A 20,762-nucleotide genomic window follows, 5' to 3' on the forward strand; every position below is an offset into this window, starting at 1 on the left:
CCGGCGGTGCGACGGCCCCACAGGGAGGCGCGTCGTCGCCGTGCCGGCCGGCTGTAGCCGTCATGCCGCCGACATCTCCACCCGCTCCTGCTCGAGGATGTGCTTCGCGGCGGCCCAGACCGCGGCCAGCACCACCCGGGGGTCCTCGTCGGCGGCGGTGGACAGGCGCAACTCCAGCGCGTCGTCGCGCGGCTCGATGATCAAGGCGCGCAGCGCCGGGAAGGTGTCTCGGCGCCAGGTGCCCGTTTCCCTCCACGGCCCACTGGAGTGACCGCGGGCGGCCGATTCGTCGGTGAGCAGGTACTCCTCGAAGACGACCAGGTCGCTCCACATTTGCTCGCCGTCGCCGAGGGCCATCGCGTCGCGCATCGGTCGTTCGCCGGCGAGCCCGTGCACTCGGCCCTGGTGCAGTTGGTCGGCGAAGCCGCGCAGATGGTCGGCCAGCGGAGTGGCCCGGCGTCTGAGCGGGATCGGCAGCTCGCCGGTGAGCATGCCCACCGCGCGTAGGGCGCCAGGCAGGTGCACGGGCCGCAGGTTGGCGCGGACGGCGAGGCAGGCCGGGTCCGGGCCTCCGGTGGTCTGAGCCAGCGCGGAGCACAGAAGCGCCAGCAGGGTGATGTCCGGCGAAACACCGGCGACGTCGATCCGGGGCCGTCGGACCCGTTGAAGGCACCAACGGCGCGGGTCGACCGCGGCTGTCCCCGTCGGGGCGGGCTGGGCGCCGGCCAGTGTGCGCTGCCAGTGCCGCCGCGCCGCGTCCAGGTCCGGCGTCGACGGCGGGACGACGGCGGCGACGTCGACGCCGCGGGGCTGGAACGTGTGGCGCAGTAGCCGTGCCTGGTAGGCCTGCTGCCAGTCGGCGATCACGGTGCCGAAGGACCACCCGTCGAGCAACGCGTTGTGCCAGTCGAGCGCGAGGGAAGTGCCGGTGGTGTCCGCGCCCGGGGCGACGGCGATGCGCAGCAGGGGATCGGCCGGCGCGGGAGGGCGACTCAGCTGGTGGCGCAGCCACGTGTCGGCCTGTCGGCCCGGGTTCGTGGAGAGTTCCAGGATCTCGATGGCGGGGCTGGTTGGTGAGCCGGACATCGCGCGCCGGAGCCCCGAATAGGCGGCCAGCACCTCATCGAGCGCCGCCTGCAGCTCCGCGTGATCAAAGGGGCCGGTGTAGTCCAGGCGGGACTGCTCGCGCATGGGCTGAAAGCCCCAGCCGGGACGGTCGGTGCGGTCCAGCAGTCCGTGTTCGAGCGGACGCCAGGCGCCGGGATCAGATAGCGGCAGGGGACCGGTCAGCGGCCGCGGTCGGCAGAGCGCGGCGACGGCTCGCGCGTCCGCACTGCGGGCGAGCCGGTCGAAGGGCAGCACCAGCCCCCGATCGGCAAGGTCGGCGGCGGCGCTCATCATCATCAGTGAGGACAACCCCAGAGCATGCAGTGGCGTGTCCGCCGCGACCGGACGCCCCGCTGCCTCGCTGAGTGCCGCCAGGACGTGCGGCAGTGCGGCACCGGGCTCGTCGAGCCGCTGGGCTGGTTCAGCCCCGCGACCGGCCGTGCGCCGCGGCGGAGGTCGCCATGCCGTTGCTGGCCGCTGGGCTGCGGCGTCGATCTCCTGGAGCAGGATGTCGATGTGGTGGCCGGTGACCCGTCGCTGGTCGTACTGCAGGTGCAGCTGCAGCGTGTCGGGCGACCACCAGCCGTCAACGTTGAGAGCGAACTCGGTGTGCTCGCTGACCGACCGGCGCTGCCAGGCCAGTTCGTTCGGGGCCGCGGGCAGGCCGGGAGCACCCTGCAGGGTGAGCAGCACGTCGGGAGCCCCGGCGACGGTGGGCAGGGCGGTCAGCTGGTCATGCAGCCCGAAAGCCGGGTGGGCCGCCAGGTGGCGGGCATCCTGTTGCACGTGCCGGGCCAGCTTGAGGACCGATCCGTTGACCGACGGTGCGGCCACCAGCCGGGGCGAGACGAGCATGCCCAGGGTGCGCTCGGCGCGGGGCACCAGTGAGCGCAGATCCACGGTGAGCGCGAGAGCGATCCGGTCTGTGCTGAACAGGCGGGCAAGGGCGGTAAACAGCAGCGCCTGCAGCAGCGCGGCGCCGCCGGCACCGACGGACCGCGCCTGTGCGAACAGCGCCGGCAGCGTCCATGCGGCGCTGCGCTCGGCCAGACGGGCCGCGTCCCGGCCGGCCGGCGGCCACAACGGCAACACGGCCGGCATCCGCGGCCGATCGGCCTGCAGACTGTGTCGCGGCAGCTCCTCCGACAGGCTGTAGAGCCGGCGGGTGACCGCCACCAACGAGCGATCCGCCGCCTCGGCGGGCAGCGGGGCGGCGTACAGCCGACCCAACTGTGTCAGCAGCACGGACAGGCTGGCCCCGTCGAGGAGCGCGTGCGAGTAGGTGATCGCCCAGACGCTGTGCTGCGAGCTGAGCAGCATGACGTCTAGCCGCGCGGTCGGCTCCTGTCCACGGGTGTACCGGTTGCGGGCCTGCCGGGTCACGTCGGCGACGGTGGCGGTGTGGTGACGCTGGGGCAGATGCTGCAGCGGGTGAAGGTCGAAGCCGAGGGGTGCCGCGGTGAACACCGCCTGAACCCAGCGGTCGTTGTGCTGAATTAGCGTCGAGCGCAGCGCCTGATGACGTTCGCCGAGCGCACGCCAGGCGCTGCGCAGGGCGTCCACGTCGATAAGTCCCGCGACGTCGAGGACCGTCTGTTGCACGTAGCGGCCGCCGTCGTCGTGGTCCGCGGCGATCTGCCCGGCGATGGCGGCTTGGGCAGCGGTCGCCGGCAGCAGCGCCTCTACCTCGCTCATGGCGGCCCCAGCCGTTTGATCAAGGTGGCAATGTCGGACGCCGGCATGTCCAGCAGGTCGGCTCCCTCGGGCAGGGACACCTCCGGTGCCGGAGTGTCTGCCGTGCTCAACCCGTCGATGGCGGCAGCAAACTCGTCGGGAAGCTGTAGCCACCGGGCGCGGTCCTGCGGTGTTATCGCAGCGGAGACCGTGACCTGCAGGGTCACCTGGCCGGTGATCGTTCGGCCGTCGGCGGAGCCGGCGAATAGGTCGAGGCAGACCGCCTCCGGCGCGACGGCGCCGTTCCACGCGGCGACCTCCGGGCTGGGTGTCGGGGCCTGGTCGTCGACGACCATGACATTGAGGACTAGCGCGCCCTCGAGGTCGGACGCTCGTGCCGGCTGACGGCGGCGGCTGTCGCCGCTGGCGGCGGAAGCGTCGACAGGCAGCGCGTCACCCGGCGCCGGTTCCGGTGATGCGGGTCCAGCGTCCCCGATGTTCTGCGCGTCTGCTGCCGTGTCCAACCAGAACTCCAGGAAGCAGCCGGCGGTGTCGGCCGGCACCCCTCGGGTGAGCCGTGCGTCGGTTTCGTGGATCAGCGCGGCAGCGCGTTGGCCGGTGCGTCGTCGGGTGGCCAGGGCGGCGCTGCGCAGCGCGGCTGCCACGACGTTGAGCGGCTGTCCCGGTGCCCTCACCGTTCGGCGGCGAGTGGCCGGTGAATGCGACGGCTGGTGTCGAGCGGCCGGCGCGGACATCGCCCTGTCGTCCGACCCGGTCTCGGCCAACCATCGCCGTAGGTGGTCGCCGGATGGACGCCCGGTCGTGCCGGTCACTGCCCGGTGCAGCAACCGGGCGGGATCGCCGGGGTTGGCGATCAGATGGGCCAGCAGCAGGCGGTGCTCGTAGCGACCCGATGCGTCATGGCGGGTGAGGAGCAACGCGTGCAGGCCGTCCTCGGCACGGAGCGAGGCGGCGGCATCGGCCACCGTGTCGGGATCGGTGAGGTCGTGCCGTTCCCGGTACAGGACCGGCGCAGGGTCCGCATGCCGGTATCGCCAGGCGCCGTCGGCTCGTTCGAAGCGCAGCCGACGCAGCTGCCTGAGTGCGGCGTCCTCCTCGAGCGCTGCCAGGACGGCCTGGGGCGGCAGCGAGCTGGACACCACGCCGGAGTCGGTAACCGGTCGCCGCGCGCCGGCCAGCATGAGGCCCAGACTGAGGGGCACCTGGCCTTCCCAGGGCACGTCCGGCGAAACCGGCGGCTCACTGAGCCGGCGTTGCAGCGCGGGGAGCGTGCGCAGCTCATAGAGATCGGCGAGGCCGATGTCGTGGCCCTGGTCGCTGAGCGCGGCGACCAGGCGCAGCGCTGCGAATGAGTCGCCGCCGAGTTCGAAGAACGACCGGTGCAGGTCCTCGGCTGCGACGGGTCGGCCGAGCGCGGCCGTCCAGGCCTCGCGCAGCCCGTTGGTCGGCTGGCCGGTGGGTGGTGCATCGGCAGGTGGCCCTGCCAGCCGGTGCGCTGCTTCCGCGCGCAGCGTTGCCAGGTCGGTCTTGCCGTTCGCGGTGACCGGGATGGCTTCTGCTTTCAGCAGCGCCGACGGCACCATGAACGCGGGTAGCTGCTCGGTGAGCCGGTCTCGGATCTCCGTGTCGGTCGGAAGAGCGCCATCGCCGACCACAAACGCGACAAGGGTCGTAGTGCCGGCGCGGGGCAGGTCGACGACCGCGCTGTGCTCGATGCCGGGCACCGCGGAGAGGGCGGCTTCGACCTCGCCGAGCTCTGTGCGCCGGCCGCCGACCTTCACCTGCGTGTCTCGGCGGCCGGCGTAGTGCAGCACGGCGTGCTCATCGAGCCAGCCGAGGTCGCCGGTGAGATACATCGGTTCGCCCGGTGTCCACGGGTCGGTCACAAACGCCGGCCGCGGGTCCCCGCCGAGATAGCCGTTGCCGACGCATGGGCCGCTGACGGCGATCTCGCCGAGCATGCCTGCGGGTCGCAGTCGGTGGTAGCGGTCGATGATGCGCAGCGCTACGTTGCGGCCGGCCGGTCCCAGCGGCGCCGTGGCGGTCGGCTCGGAACCGTTGAGCAGCCCGACGGTGACGTCGTCGGCGGCTTCCGCGGGTCCGTATGCGTTCACCAGCTGGGCGTCCGGTGCGAGTCGGCGCAGGTCTCGCACCAGAGACATGGGCGCGGCTTCCCCGGTGAGCATTAGCTGCCGCAGGCCGCTCAGAGGCTGCCCGGGAAGGGTCTTTGTGTCGATGCCGCGTACCAGAACGCGTAGGAACGGCGGCACGGCTTCCAGCACGGTGACGCCGGTCAAGGCGGCCGCGAACAGTTGCGGGTCACGTGCCTCGGTGTCGTTCAGCACGCGCACACAGCTGCCCAGGGTGAGGGCGAGAACGCACTGCCAGACGTGCACATCGAAGCTGACCGGCGCGTTCTGGGCGACGACGCTGCCGACGTCGATGCCGAGCTCCCGCATCATTTCGAGGTGGTTGTTCATCGCGGCGTGTCCGATCTCCACGCCTTTGGGCACCCCGGTCGAGCCGCTGGTGAACAGCACGTAGGCCGGTTGCCGTGGATGGTCGGCCGGTCGCGCGTGCAGGCGGAGGCCGCGGTGATCGCCCGTGGGCGGGGACGGGAGGAACACCGACGGCAGGGTCGGTACCGGACTGACCGAGTTCGCGGGCAGCAGCACCGCCGCGGCGTTCAGCTGCTCGGCCATGCGTGCGCTGCGCACCGGAGGACTGTCTGGTTCCAGCGGCGTGAAGCTTGCGCCGAGACCCCAGACGGCCAGCAGCGCGGCGATGTAGTCACTCCCCCGGGGCAGGGACAGCAGCACCCGGTCGCCGGGGCCGATGCCGGTGGCCTCCAGCGCTGCCTGAACGGCGGCGGCCCGCTGGTGCAGCGCGGCATAGCTGAGGGTCCGCCCGTCGGCGATGACGGCGGTCCGCTGTGGGCCGAGGTCGGCCTGCCGCTGGAATTGTTGGGTCACGGTGGCGGTCGGAATAGGTTGCCGAGGGCCTTGACCGCGGGCGAGGAGCCGAGCGACTTCAGTGGGCGACACGATCTCGGCGTGCCAGGGGTCGTCGGCTGCGGCGAGGTCGGCCTGGCGGTGGAAGGCCTCGGCGAGTGCGGCCAGGTCGGCCCGGCCGAGCCGGCTGCTGTCTGCCTGCCAGAGCAGTTCGGTGCCGGTTCCGTGGTTGATCACCGACAGGCTGACGCCGTAGTGGCACGGCACCGGCGGTGCCGTGCGCAGTCGCACGCTGACTCCGTGCCGGCGCAGGGCTGGGGGCGGTCGCCAGGCCGGCATGTGGTTGAACTCGTAGTCCAGCAGCGGGCTGGAGCCGTCCGCGCGGCGCAGCCCGGGAACCGCGCCGAGCAGCTGGTGCAGCTCATCGTGTCGGTGGGCGAGCAGGTCGCGGAGGAACCGTCCAGCGTGTTCGACCGTGTCTCGGCGAGTGGGGGCGTTGCCGGGCGACATCCGTGACCGCACCGGAAGCGTGCCGGTGCGCATGCCGAACTCGGCGGGTCGACGGCGCTGGCTGAGCTGGGTGACCGCCAGGACGTCGTCCTCGTCGCTCCATCGGTGCAGGCCGGTGAGGAACAGCGCCAGCGTCGCCGCGGCGTGCCCTTCGCCGCAGTGGCGGGCCAGGGCGCGGAGGCGGGCGTCGGCGGGCTCGGTGAGCCGGCCGCGCAGCTGGATCGGCTGCTGGTCGGGGGCCGTGGCTGTTGCGGGCAGCTGTTGGTCGGGCAGTTCGGCGAGGGTCCGCAGCCAGAAGTCGTCCACTTCGGTGCGGTCGGCAGCCGCGGCGGGGCGGCGGGGTCGACCGGGATCGTCACCCGCGACGGTCAAGCAGATGGCGTCCAGCAGCAGGTCCATGCTGACGCCGTCGAGGGCGATGTGGTGCGCCACGACGAGCAGGTCGCAGCCGTTGTCCACGTCGAAGGCGGCGATGCGGATCAGCGGTGGCCGGGCGAGGTCGAAGGGAGCGTTGACCAACGCCTGCAGGTCCTGTTCGGACGCCGGATGGTCCGCGTGGGTCACCGGCAAACCGACGTCGGGGGCGGCGGAGACGACGGGGCCGGTTCCCGAGGAACGCACGGCCCGGGTGAAGCCGGGCCATCCGCGCAGGAACGCGGTCAGCCGCGGAGCCAGCCGGTCCAGCAGCACCGGCCCCCGGATCTCCAGCAGCCGCACCAAATGGTGGGCGGCGCCCGCTCGCCAGGTGGCTGCCCAGACGTCCAACTCGGCGGCGGTGAGCGGCTCAGGGGTCATCGGTGCGCTCCGCGAGCAGGGTCCGCAGCGTGCCCAGCGTCGGTCGGCTGAGGAAGTCACCGAGTTCGACGAAGACGCCGAGACTCTGTTCCAGCGCGTCGAGCATCTCCATCGCGGTCAGCGAGTCGCCGCCGGCGGAGAAGAAGTTTTCCTCGTCATGTCCGGTGGCGTCGGGCAGATGAGCGTGCCAGGTGGCGGCGATCAGGTCTTCGCCGAGCCGGCGGGAATCGGAGCGCGGCGGGTCGGTGTACGTTGCGAAGAGGGCCGCCACCGCCGCCCGGTCCAGCTTGTCGCTGACGCCGGTGGGGAGGTCGTCGACGACCCGCCACCGCACCGGCAGACCCGCCAGGGCAGGGAGCCGCTCGACCTCGTCGGGCATGGGCGCTGCCGCGGCGCCGGCGGGTATCCACGCGCATCCCAACGTCGCCCCGAGATGCACCACGCAGCAGTCGCGCACCTCAGCGAGCGCCTGGAGGGCCTGCTCCACGCGGAACAGCTGGACCCGCCGGCCGGCGATCTTCACCTCGTCATCCGCCCGGCCCACGATGGCCAGGTCGCGGCCGGACCACATCGCCCGGTCCCCGGTGGCAAATTCCTGGTCGCTGCAGCCGGCTCCACGGTCGGTGGTACGAAAGCGGTGGCGCTTGTCGGCGGGGAGTTCCCCCAGGTAGCCGTGCGCGGGGCTCGGCGGACCGATGGTCAGCTCCCCGATCTGGCCGTCACCGAGGGCGCGGCCTTGGTCGTCCACCACCCGCAGCCGGACGCCGGGCAGGGGTTCGCCGACGGTGCATACGGCGGGTTCGCTCAGCGGGCGTGGTGGCCCGGCGGCGACGCAGACCGCCGCCTCGGTCGGTCCGTAGGCGTTGACCAGCCGGGGAACGAGTCGGCGCAGTTGCCCGGCGAGGGCCGGGCTGAGCGGTTCGCCGGCGGAGATCAGCACCTGCAACGCCCCCAGCAGATTCCCGGATTCAGTCGCGGATCCGGCTGCGGCCAGGACCTGCCGCAGATAGGTGGGCGGCAGAACGGCGTGCGTGACCCTTCGTCGGCGCAGCAACTCGTCGAGGCGACCAGGGCGCAGCCATGGGTCGGTGTCGGTGAGCACCAGGCAGCCGCCAGCGAGCAGCGTGGGCACCACGTCGGCGAGCCAGGCGTCGTACTGCGGAGCGGCGAACTGCAGCATCCGTGTCTGGTGGTCCAGGTGGTACCGGTCGACCAGGGCCCGCATCGCCGACCGGAAGCCCGACGTGTGCACGAGCACCGGAGCGGGAGGGCCTGTGCTGCCGGAGGTGGCGATCACGTAGCCGGGATCGTCGCACCGCGCGGCGGGTACGACCGCGGGCCGATGGCTGAGTTGCCACCGCCAGCCCTGGGCGCCCGGCGGAGCGCCGGGCCGGCGGAAGACGTGGCCGGTGGCCGGGGCTACTGACGTGTCGGGGCTGCCCAGCACCGGAACGCTGCCGGCGGCCCAAACGGACAGGACCCCCAGGACGGTTTCGATGGACGACCGTTGCCCGGTGACCGAGACGTAGGTGCCGACCGCGGGCAGAGATGTGTGCAGCTCCGCCGCCAGCCCGTCGACGATCTCCAGGAGCTGGCCATAGGTGACGGTGCTGCTCGAGCTGTCCAGCGCCGCGCCGTCCCGGGCGTGGGCGCGCAGTGCTGCCGCCAGCCATGACCACATGTCCGTCATCGGGCCTCTGTCTTCCGCTCGATGGCCAGCACGGTTCCGGGCGTCAGTATGTCGACGATCACCGGTCGCAGATCGTCGGCCGCGGGGGCTGCGGCACGCCCGTCGACGCGGATGCGGTACACCGATGCGGTGCCGGCGACCGTGATGGTGCCCTGACTGCGGTCGAGGTGGATGCCGGCGTCGGCGTCGATGCTCCAGCCTTCCGGGCAGATGCCTGCGGCCACCGCATGCATCAGGCGGGGCAGCGTGCCGGCCTGCGTGGCGTGCACGTCGACGGCGAAAGGCGTGAGGCCGAGTCCGGGTTGCACGGTCAGGTCCGCCAGGCCTTCGTTGGACTTGGGCAGGGCCACCGGTGCCGGGTGCGGCTGTCCGTTGTGCTGGATCTGGTGGCCGCCGCAGACGGCGTAGCGGCCGCCGACCGCGGCGCCGGCGGAGAAACCGAGGTAGGGCATCCGACGGCGGCGGAGCTGCCCAGCCAGGTCGGGGCTGAGCGTGACCAGTGACTGCTGGTAGAGCGGGTTGCGGCCGCCGCAGACGAGGACCCCGTCCGCGCCGACCAGCGTGTCGGTGGGCACGCCGTGCTCGGGACGCACCTCGACCACGGTCACGTCGATCAGCCCGAACCGGCGTAGATGCTTCAGCCAGCGCCGCGGATCCACCCCTGCCTGCAACAGGCAGACCAGCCGGCCGCCGCGGTCGCGGACGGCGGCGGCGAACGGGGTGTACAGGGCGGCGGCGGCGCGCGGATCCCACCCGCCGCCGATGAGGGTGACGGTCACCGCCGCTCCGGCGGCGCACCTGCCGGTGCAGCGGTGCCGCGCAAGGCGTCGACCGTGGCCTGTCGCCAGTTGGGTTTCGCCCAGATGTCTGCGCCGACGATGAGCACGTCGACGGCGGTGTCGCGGAAGGTGGTGAGCGCGTCGTCGGCGGTACGGACGATGGGCTGGTCGCGCCGGTTGTAGGAGGTGTTGATCAGGACTGGGTGGCCGGTGACGGCTTCGGTGGCCCGCAGCAGCCGCCAGAAGAGCGGGTGCTCCTCGCGATGCACGAGCTGGACGCGCGCCGTGCCGTCGGTGTGCACGGCGGCCGGCAGGTGGTCGCGGGTCGACTGTCGCACCGGAACGGCGACCGTCATGGTGCGCAGGTCGGCCGCCGGTAGGTGCAGGTAGCGGCTGGCTGCCTCGGCGCAGAGGGCCGGCGCCAGTGGCCGGAACGGTTCGCGGTGCTTGATGATGCGGTTGAGCCGTTCCCGGCTGGTCAACGTGCGCGGGTCGGCGAGCAGGCTGCGGTTGCCCAGGGCCCGCGGACCGAACTCTTGTCGGTCCTGCACCCAGGCGAGGACGGCTCCGGAGGCGACGAGGCGTGCCGCGGCGGGCAGCAGGCGGGCGTGGTCCACGCCGGCGGCGATGCGCAGGGTGGGGTCGTTATGGGTGCTGACCGGGCCCGCGACGGTGCCCAGCAGGGGCACCGGCGGCAGGGTGCTGGGGCGTCGGTCCGTGGGATGGACGGCGATGGCCGCGCCGATGCTGGAGCCGTCGTCGCCGGCGGCGTAGGGCACCGCCAGGGCCACCTGTGGAAAGCGGGCGGCTACGGCGCCGACCATGCTGCAGTTGAGGGCCACCCCTCCGCCGATCTTCAGACGGGGGATGCCCGAGCGCGCGAGGGCGTGGCCGACGACGTGTGTCATCGCCTCGGTGAGTCGTTCCTGGGCGGCGGCGGCGAGGTCGGCCTGCGCCGCGGTCGGCTCTGATTCGTTGCTGCCGACTGCCTCAGCGGCGTGCGCCTGCAACCACGACAGCGCGCCGTGATGGGTCCACCGGTGTTCGGCGTGGTCGTGGTCGAGCAGCCGCACGCGCACGCCGCCGTCGGCGCGCAGTTGCAGCGCCTGGCGCATCAGCGGCCGGAAGCGGCCGGGATCGCCGTGTGCCGCGAGCCCCATCACCATGTGCTCGTCGCTGTTGGGCAGCCAGCCGAGGTGTTGGGTGATGAGGGCGTAGAACAGGCCCAGGCTCGCCGTCACCGGCCAGGACCGCAGGCGGTGCAGGTCGCAACCGTCGAAGGTGTACACGCTCAGCGACTGGGTTTCGCCCAGGCCATCGGCGACTACGACGGTGGCTGGCCGATGGTCGTGGGTGAGTGCGGCGTGCCACGCATGCGCGTCGTGGTGGGCCACCGGGCGGACGGCGGTCACCGGCAGGCCGTGGTCTGCGAACCAGCGGGATTGCACAGCCGGGTCGAGGCAGCGGTCGAAGAGCTCGCGGCCGGGCACGGTGCGCACGAACAGCGGTCGCAGCGGGCCGTAGTCGAAGTTGTGCCCGATGACGTCGATGTCTTCGATGCCGAGTCCGGCGGTGCTGAGGCAGGCGCGGATCGCGTCGGCGGGGAACGCGTGGTCGAACTTGCGGCCCGAGAAGCGTTCCTGCTGGTTGGCCGCGACCAGTTGGCCGTCGACGAACAGCGCGGCCGCGGCGTCGTAGCCCTGGTAGTGACGGCCGATGTCGCCGCCGCTGCTCATCGCAGCAAACCGACGCGGCGCGTCATTCAGGCCGCTAATGCCCAGCGCGACGAAGGGCCGCGGTCCGCTCATCGCGCAGGTGCCGCGAGCCGGGCTGGGGCGTCCAGGAAGGTCACCGGTCGGCCGTGCCCGGCACACAGGTCGCGCAGGCGGGCGGCGGGGGAGTGGTCGGCGGCGGGAAGGTCGGGAGGCCGACCGAAGAGGTGCGCCAGCTCCGGCGGATCATCCCGGCCGTAGATGTACAGATGGCCGGCGTTGGTGGCCTCGGCGAGCAGGCTGACGGTTTCGGGGCTGGCACCGTCCAGCCGGCCGTCGCGGTGCCCGTCCTCGAGCAACGGTCCGTACAGCCACGCAGCCGGGGCGCCGACCGGCTCCATGGCGATGAACAGCAGGTCGACGGCGCCGAGGCGGTGGGCGATCGTGGCCCACTGGTGCGGGTCGGCGTCGGCGCAGTCGGCGGCGACCACGGCGGCGAAACGCTGCCCGGCGACATGCCAGACGGTCTTGGCCTCGATCGGCAGCCCCCCGTGCTCGCCGCGGAACGGCAGGGTGGTGCAGGCGAGGCCGCCGACGTCCACGGTGGACAGGGGAGGCACCTCCTGCACGGTTGCGAACCCCAACGCGTTCAGCGCCTGGCGCAGGCTCGGGTCGGCGGCGCCCGGCCCTGCCTGCGGGACCAGCACCGTGTCGGTTCGCCCGCGCAGCGCGAGCAGGGCCTCGGGAACGAGATGGTCGGGATGTCCATGGGTGAGCAGGACGGCGTCGATCGTGCCGGGCAGCGCCGCCGGAACCGGAGGGCTGACCGGATCGACGAGCACCGCCCGCCCGTCCTGCCGGATCAGCACCGAGCAGTGCCCGAGGTAGTGCACGTCTGGCTGCGGCTGGGTGGAGGGCACGCCGGGGGTCGCCGGGCCGAGCAGCCGGTCGGCGTGCTCGGCCAGGCCCAGGTCGGCGAGGAACTCGGTGGCCCGTGCCGGGTCATGGCCGCCGTTTTGCAGCCCGAGCAACGCCGTCACCCGCTCATCGGTGAAGGGCACATCGATGCGGATCAGCCGCGGGTCGTCGGCGACCCGCGGCGTGTTCAGAAAGTGCGCCCGGGTGGCTCCGTTCCACCACAGGGCCAATGCCTGCCGGCGTGGGGCGTGGCTGTGGTCGGGGTGTTCCAGCGCGGCCACGAGCTCGGCGACCGACCGTTGGCCGCCGTGCGGCAGATCGACGAACCGTCCGGCGCGCAGCCGCGGGTCCGCGGCGGCCTGGGCATGCCGCTGTGTGTGCCGCAGGTAGCTGCGCAACAACGGCAGGTGCAGGTCGGCGGCGTACCGCTGGTGGGTGTCGGGCGAGAGCAGCATGAGCCAGGCGGCCCACTGGTCCACGAGGGGCTCGATCCGCACCGCCGGGGACAGCTGCACCTGGTGGCCGCTCATCCCGGGACCGGTCCGCTGCTCAGGCCGGACATCGCAACCTCCTCACCAGGCGGCTCAGCGTGCCTCCGCTGTTCGTACTCCGCCACCGCTGTCCACCGCCGGGCGGCCGCCCCGGTCGGCTCGAACCGAGGAAGGGCGAGGACGGCGCGCAGCACCGCCACGGCGATGAACGCTGCGGTGAGGAGGACGGCGAACCAGCTCTGGGCGGTCCATTCGACCTGGTGGACCAGCACCGCGATGCTGACGCCGGCGAGCAACGCGCACAGGGCGGAGATCGAACTGCTGACACTGACGTGGTCGGCGAGCCGCAGGTCGGCGCGGCGGATCGTCAACCACAGTCGGCGCCGGCGGCTGGCGCCCGACGGTGGCTGGTACGGCCGTTCCGGAATGGGCGTTCTGGCGCGGGTGGCGTAGCAGAGGCCGCCGAGAACGTCGGGGCCCAGGAACTCATCGATGTAGGACACGGCGAGGGCGATGTCGCGGTCACACGTCGCATTGAGCATAAGCAGCACGACCAGCGGAATCAGCAGGATCCACATGATCAGCAGGGGGCTGGCTCGCGCCGGCCCCGACGCGGCAAACGCGAAGGCGGCGAACGCGGCCCACGCGGTGGTGCCCAGCGTCAGCGCCGTCGTCCGCCGCGCCGCCAGCGTGCGGATCTCGTCCCGCAGGTTGCTGTACTCCAGGCGCAGGTTTTCCGGATCCGGCGGCGCGGCCGGACGGTCCGCGCTCATGGGCGGCGCCCGGTGGAGTGGGCGTGTAGGGCGTCGAAAGCCGCCACGTTGAGCACGTTCACGCGCAGATGTCCGGGCATGCCGCTGGCCCCGAAGCAGGTCTGATCCATGCCCACCAGTCCGTCGCGGACCCGTGGTCGTCCGAAGATGAAATAGCCGGTCTCGGGTGGCACGAGCGCGTCGAACGCCCCGGCCTGCTGCAGTGCCCGGATCCGGGCCACGCTGTGCTCGCGCAGCAGCTTCTGCCGGTCGGAGTCGGACAGCAGGGTCACCGCGTGATGGGCGAAGACCCGGTCGACCAGTCCCGCGGCGCCGTGGCAACGGCCGTGCAGCTCGCCGAATGCTGCCCCGTCAGCCTTCGGCACGATGGCGTAGGCAAACCGGAACCCGTGCAGACCCAGGGCTTTCGTCGGGCACACCAGCCGGTAGGTGAGCTCGGGGTCCAGCAGGCTGCTGTGTTCGGCGGCGACCCCGTCGTGGCGCATGTACTGGAAGGTGCCGTCGACGATCACCGTCGAACCGGTCCGTGCCTGCCACGCGCCGATCGCGGCGATGGTTTCGGCTCGGACCGGGCGGCCGGCGAACCAGACCGGGTCGGTCAACCACAGCAGGCTGCGCTGGCCGGGGAGGGCGAGCCGACCGTCGGGGGGCAGGGCGAAGTCGACGTTGTCGGCGACCCGGGTGACCTCCCAGTCGAGCGCCCGGATCCACCAGGCGGCGTTGTAGTAGACCGGTGGGAAGTACAGCAGTCGGCGCACCCCCAACAGATGTTGCCGTTGGATGAGGGTGCACAGGAAGGCCGTCGCGCCGGCGCCGGGGATGAACGCCTGCGTGGACGCCGCGTCTTCGCCGTAGTGCAACTCGTGCAGGGCCGTCAGCCGTTCGGCCAGCAGGGGGTCTTCGTCCAGGTGGCTGTAGACGTTGTAGGCGCCCAGGCCACGGATCGGCCGGTCACCGAAGTCGGCGAGCAGCTCATCGACGAAGGGATGCTCGCCGTTCCAGTCGCTGACGAAGATCGCCTCGGGCTCCGCCGCCATGCGATCGGCCATCCGGTCGTGTGCCGCCAGCTCCGCGTTGAGCAATGGACGGTCAGACACGCATCCCCCTCGAGCCCCCCGACGCGGCGTCGCGCCGCTCACCCGAGCCCCGCGCCGGGACCTGGTCGCAGACTGCCGAAGCGGCGGCATGCCCGCAACCACGCTGCGGCGGGCGGAGACCCGGCGGCAGCCAGCTGATCCGGACGCTAGCGGGTCCCGAGCACGGTCGATCTGCCCCGATTCGCCGAACGCAACCTCAGATTTGTACGGCACGCCCCGATGCTCTGGACACGGCGAACGAAGTTCGACGTAAGACCGCCATCCGCAGACAACCTCCGCCTGGCGAGACGCACGACGGGACCGGCCGGGGCTTTGACTTCTTCTGGGCGCGGAACGGCGCGATCACGGCAGCGGACGCCCGGAGATCCGCACCCAGCTTGCGTCGTCCGCCCAGAGACTTTCCTCGGCAATGCAGGGACGAATGCTCTCCATGAGCAGTTCAGCCGTCCTGTCCGTTCGGATGCCTAGGGCGAACTCGGCCGCTGCGCGGCCCGCTCCAGCGACGACGTCAGCCAGTTGGAGACTGGGATGGTTGGCGCTGTTGCCGCGTACTAGTTCTCCAACCGGCGTTGGCGGAGCGAGGTGCAGGAACTCTTGGAGCGGCGACCGCACTATCCGCACGACCGTATCGACGCGGTCGTCGGTCAATACGTTCTGGCGATCGTGAAGAAATCTCCCGTTACGCATGCCGGGCAGGTTGCACCAGTAACGAAGCGTCTGGGCTAAAGTTGGGATAAGCGGGTCTAGTGCCGGCAGGTCGTCCGTTCTTGAGTGGGCGAGTCGCTCTTGGAAAGACGCGGCGTGAGTCCTCGTGGCGAAAATGAGGCGGAGAACCTGCTCGACGCTCCGACGCTGACTGTGCCACATAGCTCGCTCGACGGTGCTGTAGAAGCCGTCGATGGTTTCCTTGGCACCCTTGTGTGCGGGCTGATGAATTCGAAAAAGGCTCACAAAGCTGGTGACGAGCTGCTCAAAGCCCGCTCGACCGAGGGCTCGCGGACCATCCCGGAACAAGGTTCGGGCAAGCTGGCGGGCTTCACCACTAGAGTAGATGTCGCGTCCGCCCGCATGCTCAGCCTCCTCAATCAGTAAATCGATGACCTTCCCTGTCGCCACGTAGGGCTTATGGGCCAGGTATACCCGGGCACGGTCGTGGATCAAGCCGTCCTGAGCCAGCGCCCAGGCCAGAACGGAGGCACCTTGCGGACTGTCGAACGAACGAAACTTTAGTTCGGCGACCTGCGTCCGGGGAAGGCGAACCCTCATGGCAGTTATGGCTTCCTCCGCGTACGCGTCGTCCGCCCGGACGCTCCCATGAGCGAAGACTTGATTTGTCGCGACGAGGTTCTCGCCGTCCTGCCCGGACTCGTCACAAGCAACCCAAGGGGGTCCATCAGAGTCCGTCGTCGGTTGGGTTCGGATGTAGCGCGAGTAGGCGTTGGAGACCATCGTCCGAGCTACCTCCTTGAATGAGGCCGTCGCTTCACTACACCAACGCGTTCCTGACCAGTCCTTCGTCGGTGTTCAGCTCCGACGCCGTGCTGAGCGGCTCTACGGCTAACTCGTTAGCGCGCGCCCTCGCTCCAGGGCTTCCTTGAGGGTCGGCGACGTCAGGAGTTGGTCCAGTAGGACCCACACTCGTGCCGCTCGGTAGTTAGTACCGCTCGGGAGCGGCTCCATCGGGATCTCGGGCCCAAGGGTGTACACGACGTGCGGCGCCGTCGTGTGCTCCGTCTCCGGGATGTCAGGCCATCGGCTTTGAAGTGTCGGGACAACCTCGTGGGAGTGGACTCGCTGGACCCGGCGCGTGTACCCATGCCACCTAAACGCGAGGAAGTTTGGCGGTGTCTTAGGCCACCCTTTGCCCCAGCCCCAGGGATGGAAATAGACACCGTCATGCGTGACGAACTCACGGAAGGTCCGTTGCCCGCCGTCGCCGGGTCGGTCATTGGAGAGAACGACACAGTAAGCCCAACTGTCCTCAGGCGTACGCACGCGTATGGCTCCTTTGAGATAGGCCTCTAGTTCGCGCAACCAGCGGGATTCCGAGCGGGGAGCGCCTGGCAGCTGTTGCGCGACATCCTGTCTAACGGTCGCCCATGGCAGGTGGTGCACTGCGATGTCATCGATGAAGGCTGGGAGTTGCGTGGCAGCCCAAGCTGCGCTGCACGCGGACAGCGTTACCAGGGCGCCTGTCCCTCCGGCGTCATGGATGCGGTCTGCATACCTATGCAACTGCTCCGCTGACGGAAGGTTCCACCCCTTCTTCGCCTCGACCACAAGCAGTCCGTTGGGGGTGCGTATCTCCAGGTCAGTGCGGCCTTGGTCGTCTCGGCGCTCCATGGCAAGCCCGATCTCCGCGTCATCCGCCACGTGGACGAACCGACGAGCTATCGCCATAAGCAATCGCGGACTGCGGGAGATAGTGAAGCCCAGAGCGGCTGTTAGGTCATTCTCGCTTGCGCCCAGCAGGTGGAAGACCGATCTGATCTCACGGCCATGCAGGGTGATAGCAGTCATGGAAGCCACCTCGTGGGGCGCTTGCCGCGTGCGCGGTCGGACTTGACCGCGTAGCGGCAGCCGACGGCTGTCCTCCGGATCACCCGCGCATAGTGCCGTTCGAAGCTCGACAGTCGCGCCAACCGAACAGCGGCGGCGCGGCGCGGAGCCGCGCAGTGCAACACGATCCGTCGGCCACGGAGCTTCAAACACATGATCCGGCGGTGCCGTGGACGGGCACGAGCAGACCGCGGAGTGCCTTGGGTTCGATCTTGAAGCTTCCACCTTGATAGTGGCGGGCGATGCCACGCAGGAAGCAAGGGGCAACGCACGGAGTAGTTCACCTGCCTGTAGGCACACTGCTAGATCGGGGCAGTCACCCCAGCCGGGTGTGGACTCATGTCCGCTGATACTGACCCAGGATCAAGCCGCTACGGACAGGTGGGAAGTCCCGCTCTACGGAGCCGAGTGCGTGGTGCGGCCGTCACGAAGAGGACTGCGCGACACGAGGAAAGAGTTCTGTCGCCTGGGCCTGAGCGAAGCATGTGGCGGTTCCAGCCGGCTACTCCCTCGAGCGGACACCGAGACGAGGGCGACCGACAGTTGGCCGGACTTGGCGATAGTCCGCGTCGGGACCCGACCTCGCCCGGCACAGCTCATCGACTTCGCGGCCTCGGACGCCCAGGTGCCGGCCCGCGCTTGCCCCTAGCCGCCTGGCCGATGAGGTAGTGCGACCTCCTTCACGAACGGGCGAGCCCTGTAACCCGGCAGGGGCGGCTGCCCGCCTGTCCGACCGAAACTGTCGGTGGCGTGCCGCAGACTGAGCGTGGCCAAGTAAGGCTCGACCGGTCGGAGCTTGCGAGAGGGAGGTGGCACCAGCGTGGAGGAGGTTGGAAGAGGTGGGACTGTCGAGATCCTGCAGTACTTTCACGGCAAGCTGGATGTCCACTTCCGACGGCTCAATGACATTCGTCAGCAGCTAGAGCCCACGACACCGGTCTTTGCGCTGGAGCATGACCTGAGCGCGACCGATCTCGAGCTGTTGAAGACCAATGTTCGCGCTTCGGTAGCCCAAGGATTCAACGCGCGCGCCCGGATGTGGTGGCTACCGTTCGTCGTCTATGCGGCGGAGTCGGGGTACGACTACGTCGGGGATGAGTACTGGCCGAGCTTCGAGGCCTCAACGCCCTCGTGGCGGACGCACGGCGACCGTCAGCGCATCAAGGCGTGGTTCGTCAAGTTCGCTGCCGAGTACGGCGGGGCGGTACCCACTGGCGCCTTCGCGAACAACTTCTCGATCATCTCCTGGCCCATCACACACGCTGTCTTGCCTACCTACCTGCAGCGCCAGCTGGCCCAACTCTTGTACGAATTTCGTACGGGCCTGACGACGAGCCTGTTGGGTGACCCTGATGCCCTCGGCATGAGGCTCGCGTCTCGGACGGCCGGATATACAGAGCGGTTCCGCATCTTCTGCGGGAACACGACCCTGCTTGGTCGGGTGGCCGCCGCCCTACTGTCGGGCGATGACGAAGAGTCGCCATACCTCGTGCGCTCGACCCTCCTTCGCCTAGTGGATGGTCTGTCCAGCGAGCACGAAACTCGGGTGTGGCTAACCCGCGCGAAGCAGTCGGCCAGCCGTGTGCGGTTGAGCGGCTTTCGTCCTAATCCAGCGGACGGGTCCTCGTCGCCGCGGAAGGAGCGACTTCCGGCGCCCACCGATCCCAAACTGATTCTGCGTCGCGGGGACGGCGGCTGGCAGGCCTACGCCCAACTCCCTGATCTCAGCTCGCTCCACGGACGTCTGCCGAATGTCTACGAGGAACTCCGGACGGCCCGGGCACGGATCGCCGGCGTCGACGGTCGGATGCTGGCGACTGGACGACTCGTCTATCCGGGGCAGGAAGTCCGATTCAGCTCCTGGCCGTGGCCGGAAGCGCCATTTATCCAGCTGGAACGCGGATCCCGCGCGGTTAACGGACTCATCGCCGATCAGTGCATGGTGAGTCCTGGCCCGTGGTGGCTGTTTCGACGAAGGGAGGCCGGCCCCGCAGTTGAGGTGAAGGGCAAGTTCGTTCGCCCCGGGCGTTCGTACGTGTTGGTCGGGGACGTCGAACTCGAACCTCCGGATCTGTCCTGGCTCCAGGTGACGAACATTCATGTCAATGGCGTGCGGGCTTATGAGTTGACAGTTCCGCAGATCTTGCCCGAGAGAGAATCCGCAGAACTGGTCGCGGCCGGCATCTCGGTCCTGGTCGGCGTCGCCGTGAGACCGATTGGCGTGGTGGCCAGTTTCTGGGACGGGGAGGGCGCCGTCGAGTGGCTTGCAGGCGAGCCGGCAATGATAGGAGTTCGTGCTGAGCGGGAACCAGACAAATGCGTCATAACAGTCGACAGCGACGCGTACGTCGTTGCGTGGCCTGACCGGCAGTCGGAGTTGTTCGTTGCCCTCGAAGATCTCACGATGGGCACGCATGAGGTCACCGCCACCCTCGTGTCGACCGGAGATCGACCTCTGTCAAGCGGGTCCCTGTTGGTCACCATCCGGGATCCTGAAGTTCGCCCGCAGAGCGCGACGCTCGGGGAGGGTATACGCCTGCGCTCGTCCCCCGGTCGGCCGAGCTTGGCCGAGCTATGGGACGAACGCGCTGCCCTCGCAATCGACGGACCTCCACAAACAACTGCGCATCTCTCGCTGACGTTGCGCGGTGCCGAAGGCGACGAGTTGGCTCGGATCCGCCGTCGCGTCGACCTCCCGATGAGCACAGACGCTTGGCTCCGGTTCGCCAAGCGCGAACTCCGTGGTCCCGATCTCCAGAGTTGCTACGACGAAGCCGAGTCGTGCGAGGTGGCTGTATCTCGGGCGGGGATCGGGTTCGCCGCCCTGGTCTGCGAGCGGGGATTTCGTGCCCTCCGGTGGCGTGTCGTTAAGCGTCACGGCGGAGGACATGCGGCCCACCTCATCGACCGGACAGACGGTGAGGGCACTCAGGTGATCTTCTTCCCGGTGGAGTCGCCGCTCAGCGGACGTCCGTACGGATTCGGCACGGAGCCGGAGGCACCGCCCCGAGGTGGCTTGCTCCGAGCGACCGCTGGCCTCGTCGAGGCGTCAGTCATCCTCCCTCCCGATCCGAACAGGCTCCTGGCGGTGGGGAGTGCCCGCCCGTCCGTCCAAATGAGTGCCAGGACTCTGCTCGAGGTCGTGCGCCTGCTTAAGGCACACCGCGACTGGGCGTCTGCGGAGTTGCCAGCCGACCCATTCGCCAGATACCAACAGGGGGTAGCTCTGGATGCGATCACACGCGCTCTCGTGTCGGGAATCGCGGGGAACAACTGGGCACGTCTCGAGCGCAGGCTCGAGGGCGCAGACCCGCTTGATCACCTCGAGGAAATGCAGGCATTGGTGGGAGATTCCCCTAGTCAGAAGACACTCGCGAGGGAGGTCGCCGATCGCCTGTGGCGATGGTCGGAGTCGGCCGATTCGCTTCAATCCGGTTTTGCCACGACGATCGCTGGCGCGGCCGCGAACAGTGGCATTCTGGACTCGCGTCTCGCGGCGCGATTCCTTCTATCCTTGGTCCGGAGTCCGGGACGCCTCGCAGGCTGGGAGCCTTCGGTTCGAGATGACTTGCTGCAGCGCATCTTGACCTCGCCAGTCCTGGTCCGCGCCGCACGTTTTGCGGTCCTCGGCACCGAAGCGCTCAAAGCTGACATCAGGGATCCTTCCGTGGGAGACGCCCGGTGA

The 20,762-nt window shown here is 69.9% G+C and carries 10 protein-coding genes; 1 reads left to right on the forward strand and 9 read right to left on the reverse strand.

What is annotated here, in order from left to right:
* Positions 1 to 60: 60 nt before the first annotated feature.
* The 9 genes from AC2H4J_RS07045 to AC2H4J_RS07085 form a co-directional block, all read right to left on the reverse strand.
* Entirely contained in the window at positions 61 to 2,802 is a 2,742-nt protein-coding gene (locus tag AC2H4J_RS07045; RefSeq protein ID WP_487464139.1) for a condensation domain-containing protein, read from the reverse strand.
* Positions 2,799 to 7,058 (reverse strand): AMP-binding protein, encoded by a 4,260-nt coding sequence (locus tag AC2H4J_RS07050; RefSeq protein ID WP_487464140.1) that lies wholly within the window; start codon positions 7,056 to 7,058, stop codon positions 2,799 to 2,801. Before AC2H4J_RS07050 ends, AC2H4J_RS07045 begins: the two co-directional genes overlap by 4 nt.
* Positions 7,048 to 8,748, reverse strand: coding sequence for a non-ribosomal peptide synthetase (locus AC2H4J_RS07055; RefSeq protein ID WP_487464141.1), 1,701 nt, complete (start codon positions 8,746 to 8,748; stop codon positions 7,048 to 7,050). The genes AC2H4J_RS07050 and AC2H4J_RS07055 overlap by 11 nt, the downstream gene beginning before the upstream one ends.
* Positions 8,745 to 9,527 carry a type 1 glutamine amidotransferase family protein gene (locus AC2H4J_RS07060; RefSeq protein ID WP_487464142.1) on the reverse strand — a complete coding sequence of 261 codons (783 nt, stop codon included), beginning with the start codon at positions 9,525 to 9,527 and terminating at the stop codon, positions 8,745 to 8,747. The genes AC2H4J_RS07055 and AC2H4J_RS07060 overlap by 4 nt, the downstream gene beginning before the upstream one ends.
* Entirely contained in the window at positions 9,524 to 11,263 is a 1,740-nt protein-coding gene (locus tag AC2H4J_RS07065; protein ID WP_487464143.1) for a carbamoyltransferase C-terminal domain-containing protein, read from the reverse strand. Before AC2H4J_RS07065 ends, AC2H4J_RS07060 begins: the two co-directional genes overlap by 4 nt.
* A 68-nt stretch (positions 11,264 to 11,331) precedes the next feature.
* On the reverse strand, positions 11,332 to 12,687 hold the full coding sequence (locus AC2H4J_RS07070; protein ID WP_487464144.1) for an MBL fold metallo-hydrolase: 1,356 nt from the start codon (positions 12,685 to 12,687) through the stop codon (positions 11,332 to 11,334).
* Positions 12,684 to 13,421 carry a hypothetical protein gene (locus AC2H4J_RS07075; RefSeq protein WP_487464145.1) on the reverse strand — a complete coding sequence of 246 codons (738 nt, stop codon included), beginning with the start codon at positions 13,419 to 13,421 and terminating at the stop codon, positions 12,684 to 12,686. The genes AC2H4J_RS07070 and AC2H4J_RS07075 overlap by 4 nt, the downstream gene beginning before the upstream one ends.
* The gene (locus tag AC2H4J_RS07080; protein WP_487464146.1) at positions 13,418 to 14,518 is read right to left on the reverse strand and encodes an aminotransferase class I/II-fold pyridoxal phosphate-dependent enzyme; all 1,101 of its coding nucleotides are present in this window, start codon (positions 14,516 to 14,518) and stop codon (positions 13,418 to 13,420) included. The genes AC2H4J_RS07075 and AC2H4J_RS07080 overlap by 4 nt, the downstream gene beginning before the upstream one ends.
* Positions 14,519 to 14,860: 342 nt before the next feature.
* The gene (locus AC2H4J_RS07085; RefSeq protein WP_487464147.1) at positions 14,861 to 15,967 is read right to left on the reverse strand and encodes a hypothetical protein; all 1,107 of its coding nucleotides are present in this window, start codon (positions 15,965 to 15,967) and stop codon (positions 14,861 to 14,863) included.
* A gap of 1,930 nt (positions 15,968 to 17,897) precedes the next feature.
* Here AC2H4J_RS07085 and AC2H4J_RS07090 point away from each other — a divergent pair.
* Positions 17,898 to 20,762: a hypothetical protein gene (locus AC2H4J_RS07090; protein ID WP_487464148.1), complete on the forward strand. Its 2,865-nt coding sequence runs from the start codon at positions 17,898 to 17,900 to the stop codon at positions 20,760 to 20,762.

Source organism: Blastococcus sp. OS1-29, from assembly GCF_057628075.1.

What these genes read in the sequence shown, in the direction of transcription:
- AC2H4J_RS07045 (WP_487464139.1), bottom strand. Translation starts at nt 2,802, where the DNA reads ATGAGCGAGGTAGAGGCGCTGCTGCCGGCGACCGCTGCCCAAGCCGCC.
- AC2H4J_RS07050 (WP_487464140.1), bottom strand. Translation starts at nt 7,058, where the DNA reads ATGACCCCTGAGCCGCTCACCGCCGCCGAGTTGGACGTCTGGGCAGCC.
- AC2H4J_RS07055 (WP_487464141.1), bottom strand. Translation starts at nt 8,748, where the DNA reads ATGACGGACATGTGGTCATGGCTGGCGGCAGCACTGCGCGCCCACGCC.
- AC2H4J_RS07065 (WP_487464143.1), bottom strand. Translation starts at nt 11,263, where the DNA reads ATGAGCAGCGGCGGCGACATCGGCCGTCACTACCAGGGCTACGACGCC.
- AC2H4J_RS07070 (WP_487464144.1), bottom strand. Translation starts at nt 12,687, where the DNA reads ATGAGCGGCCACCAGGTGCAGCTGTCCCCGGCGGTGCGGATCGAGCCC.
- AC2H4J_RS07075 (WP_487464145.1), bottom strand. Translation starts at nt 13,421, where the DNA reads ATGAGCGCGGACCGTCCGGCCGCGCCGCCGGATCCGGAAAACCTGCGC.
- AC2H4J_RS07085 (WP_487464147.1), bottom strand. Translation starts at nt 15,967, where the DNA reads ATGGTCTCCAACGCCTACTCGCGCTACATCCGAACCCAACCGACGACG.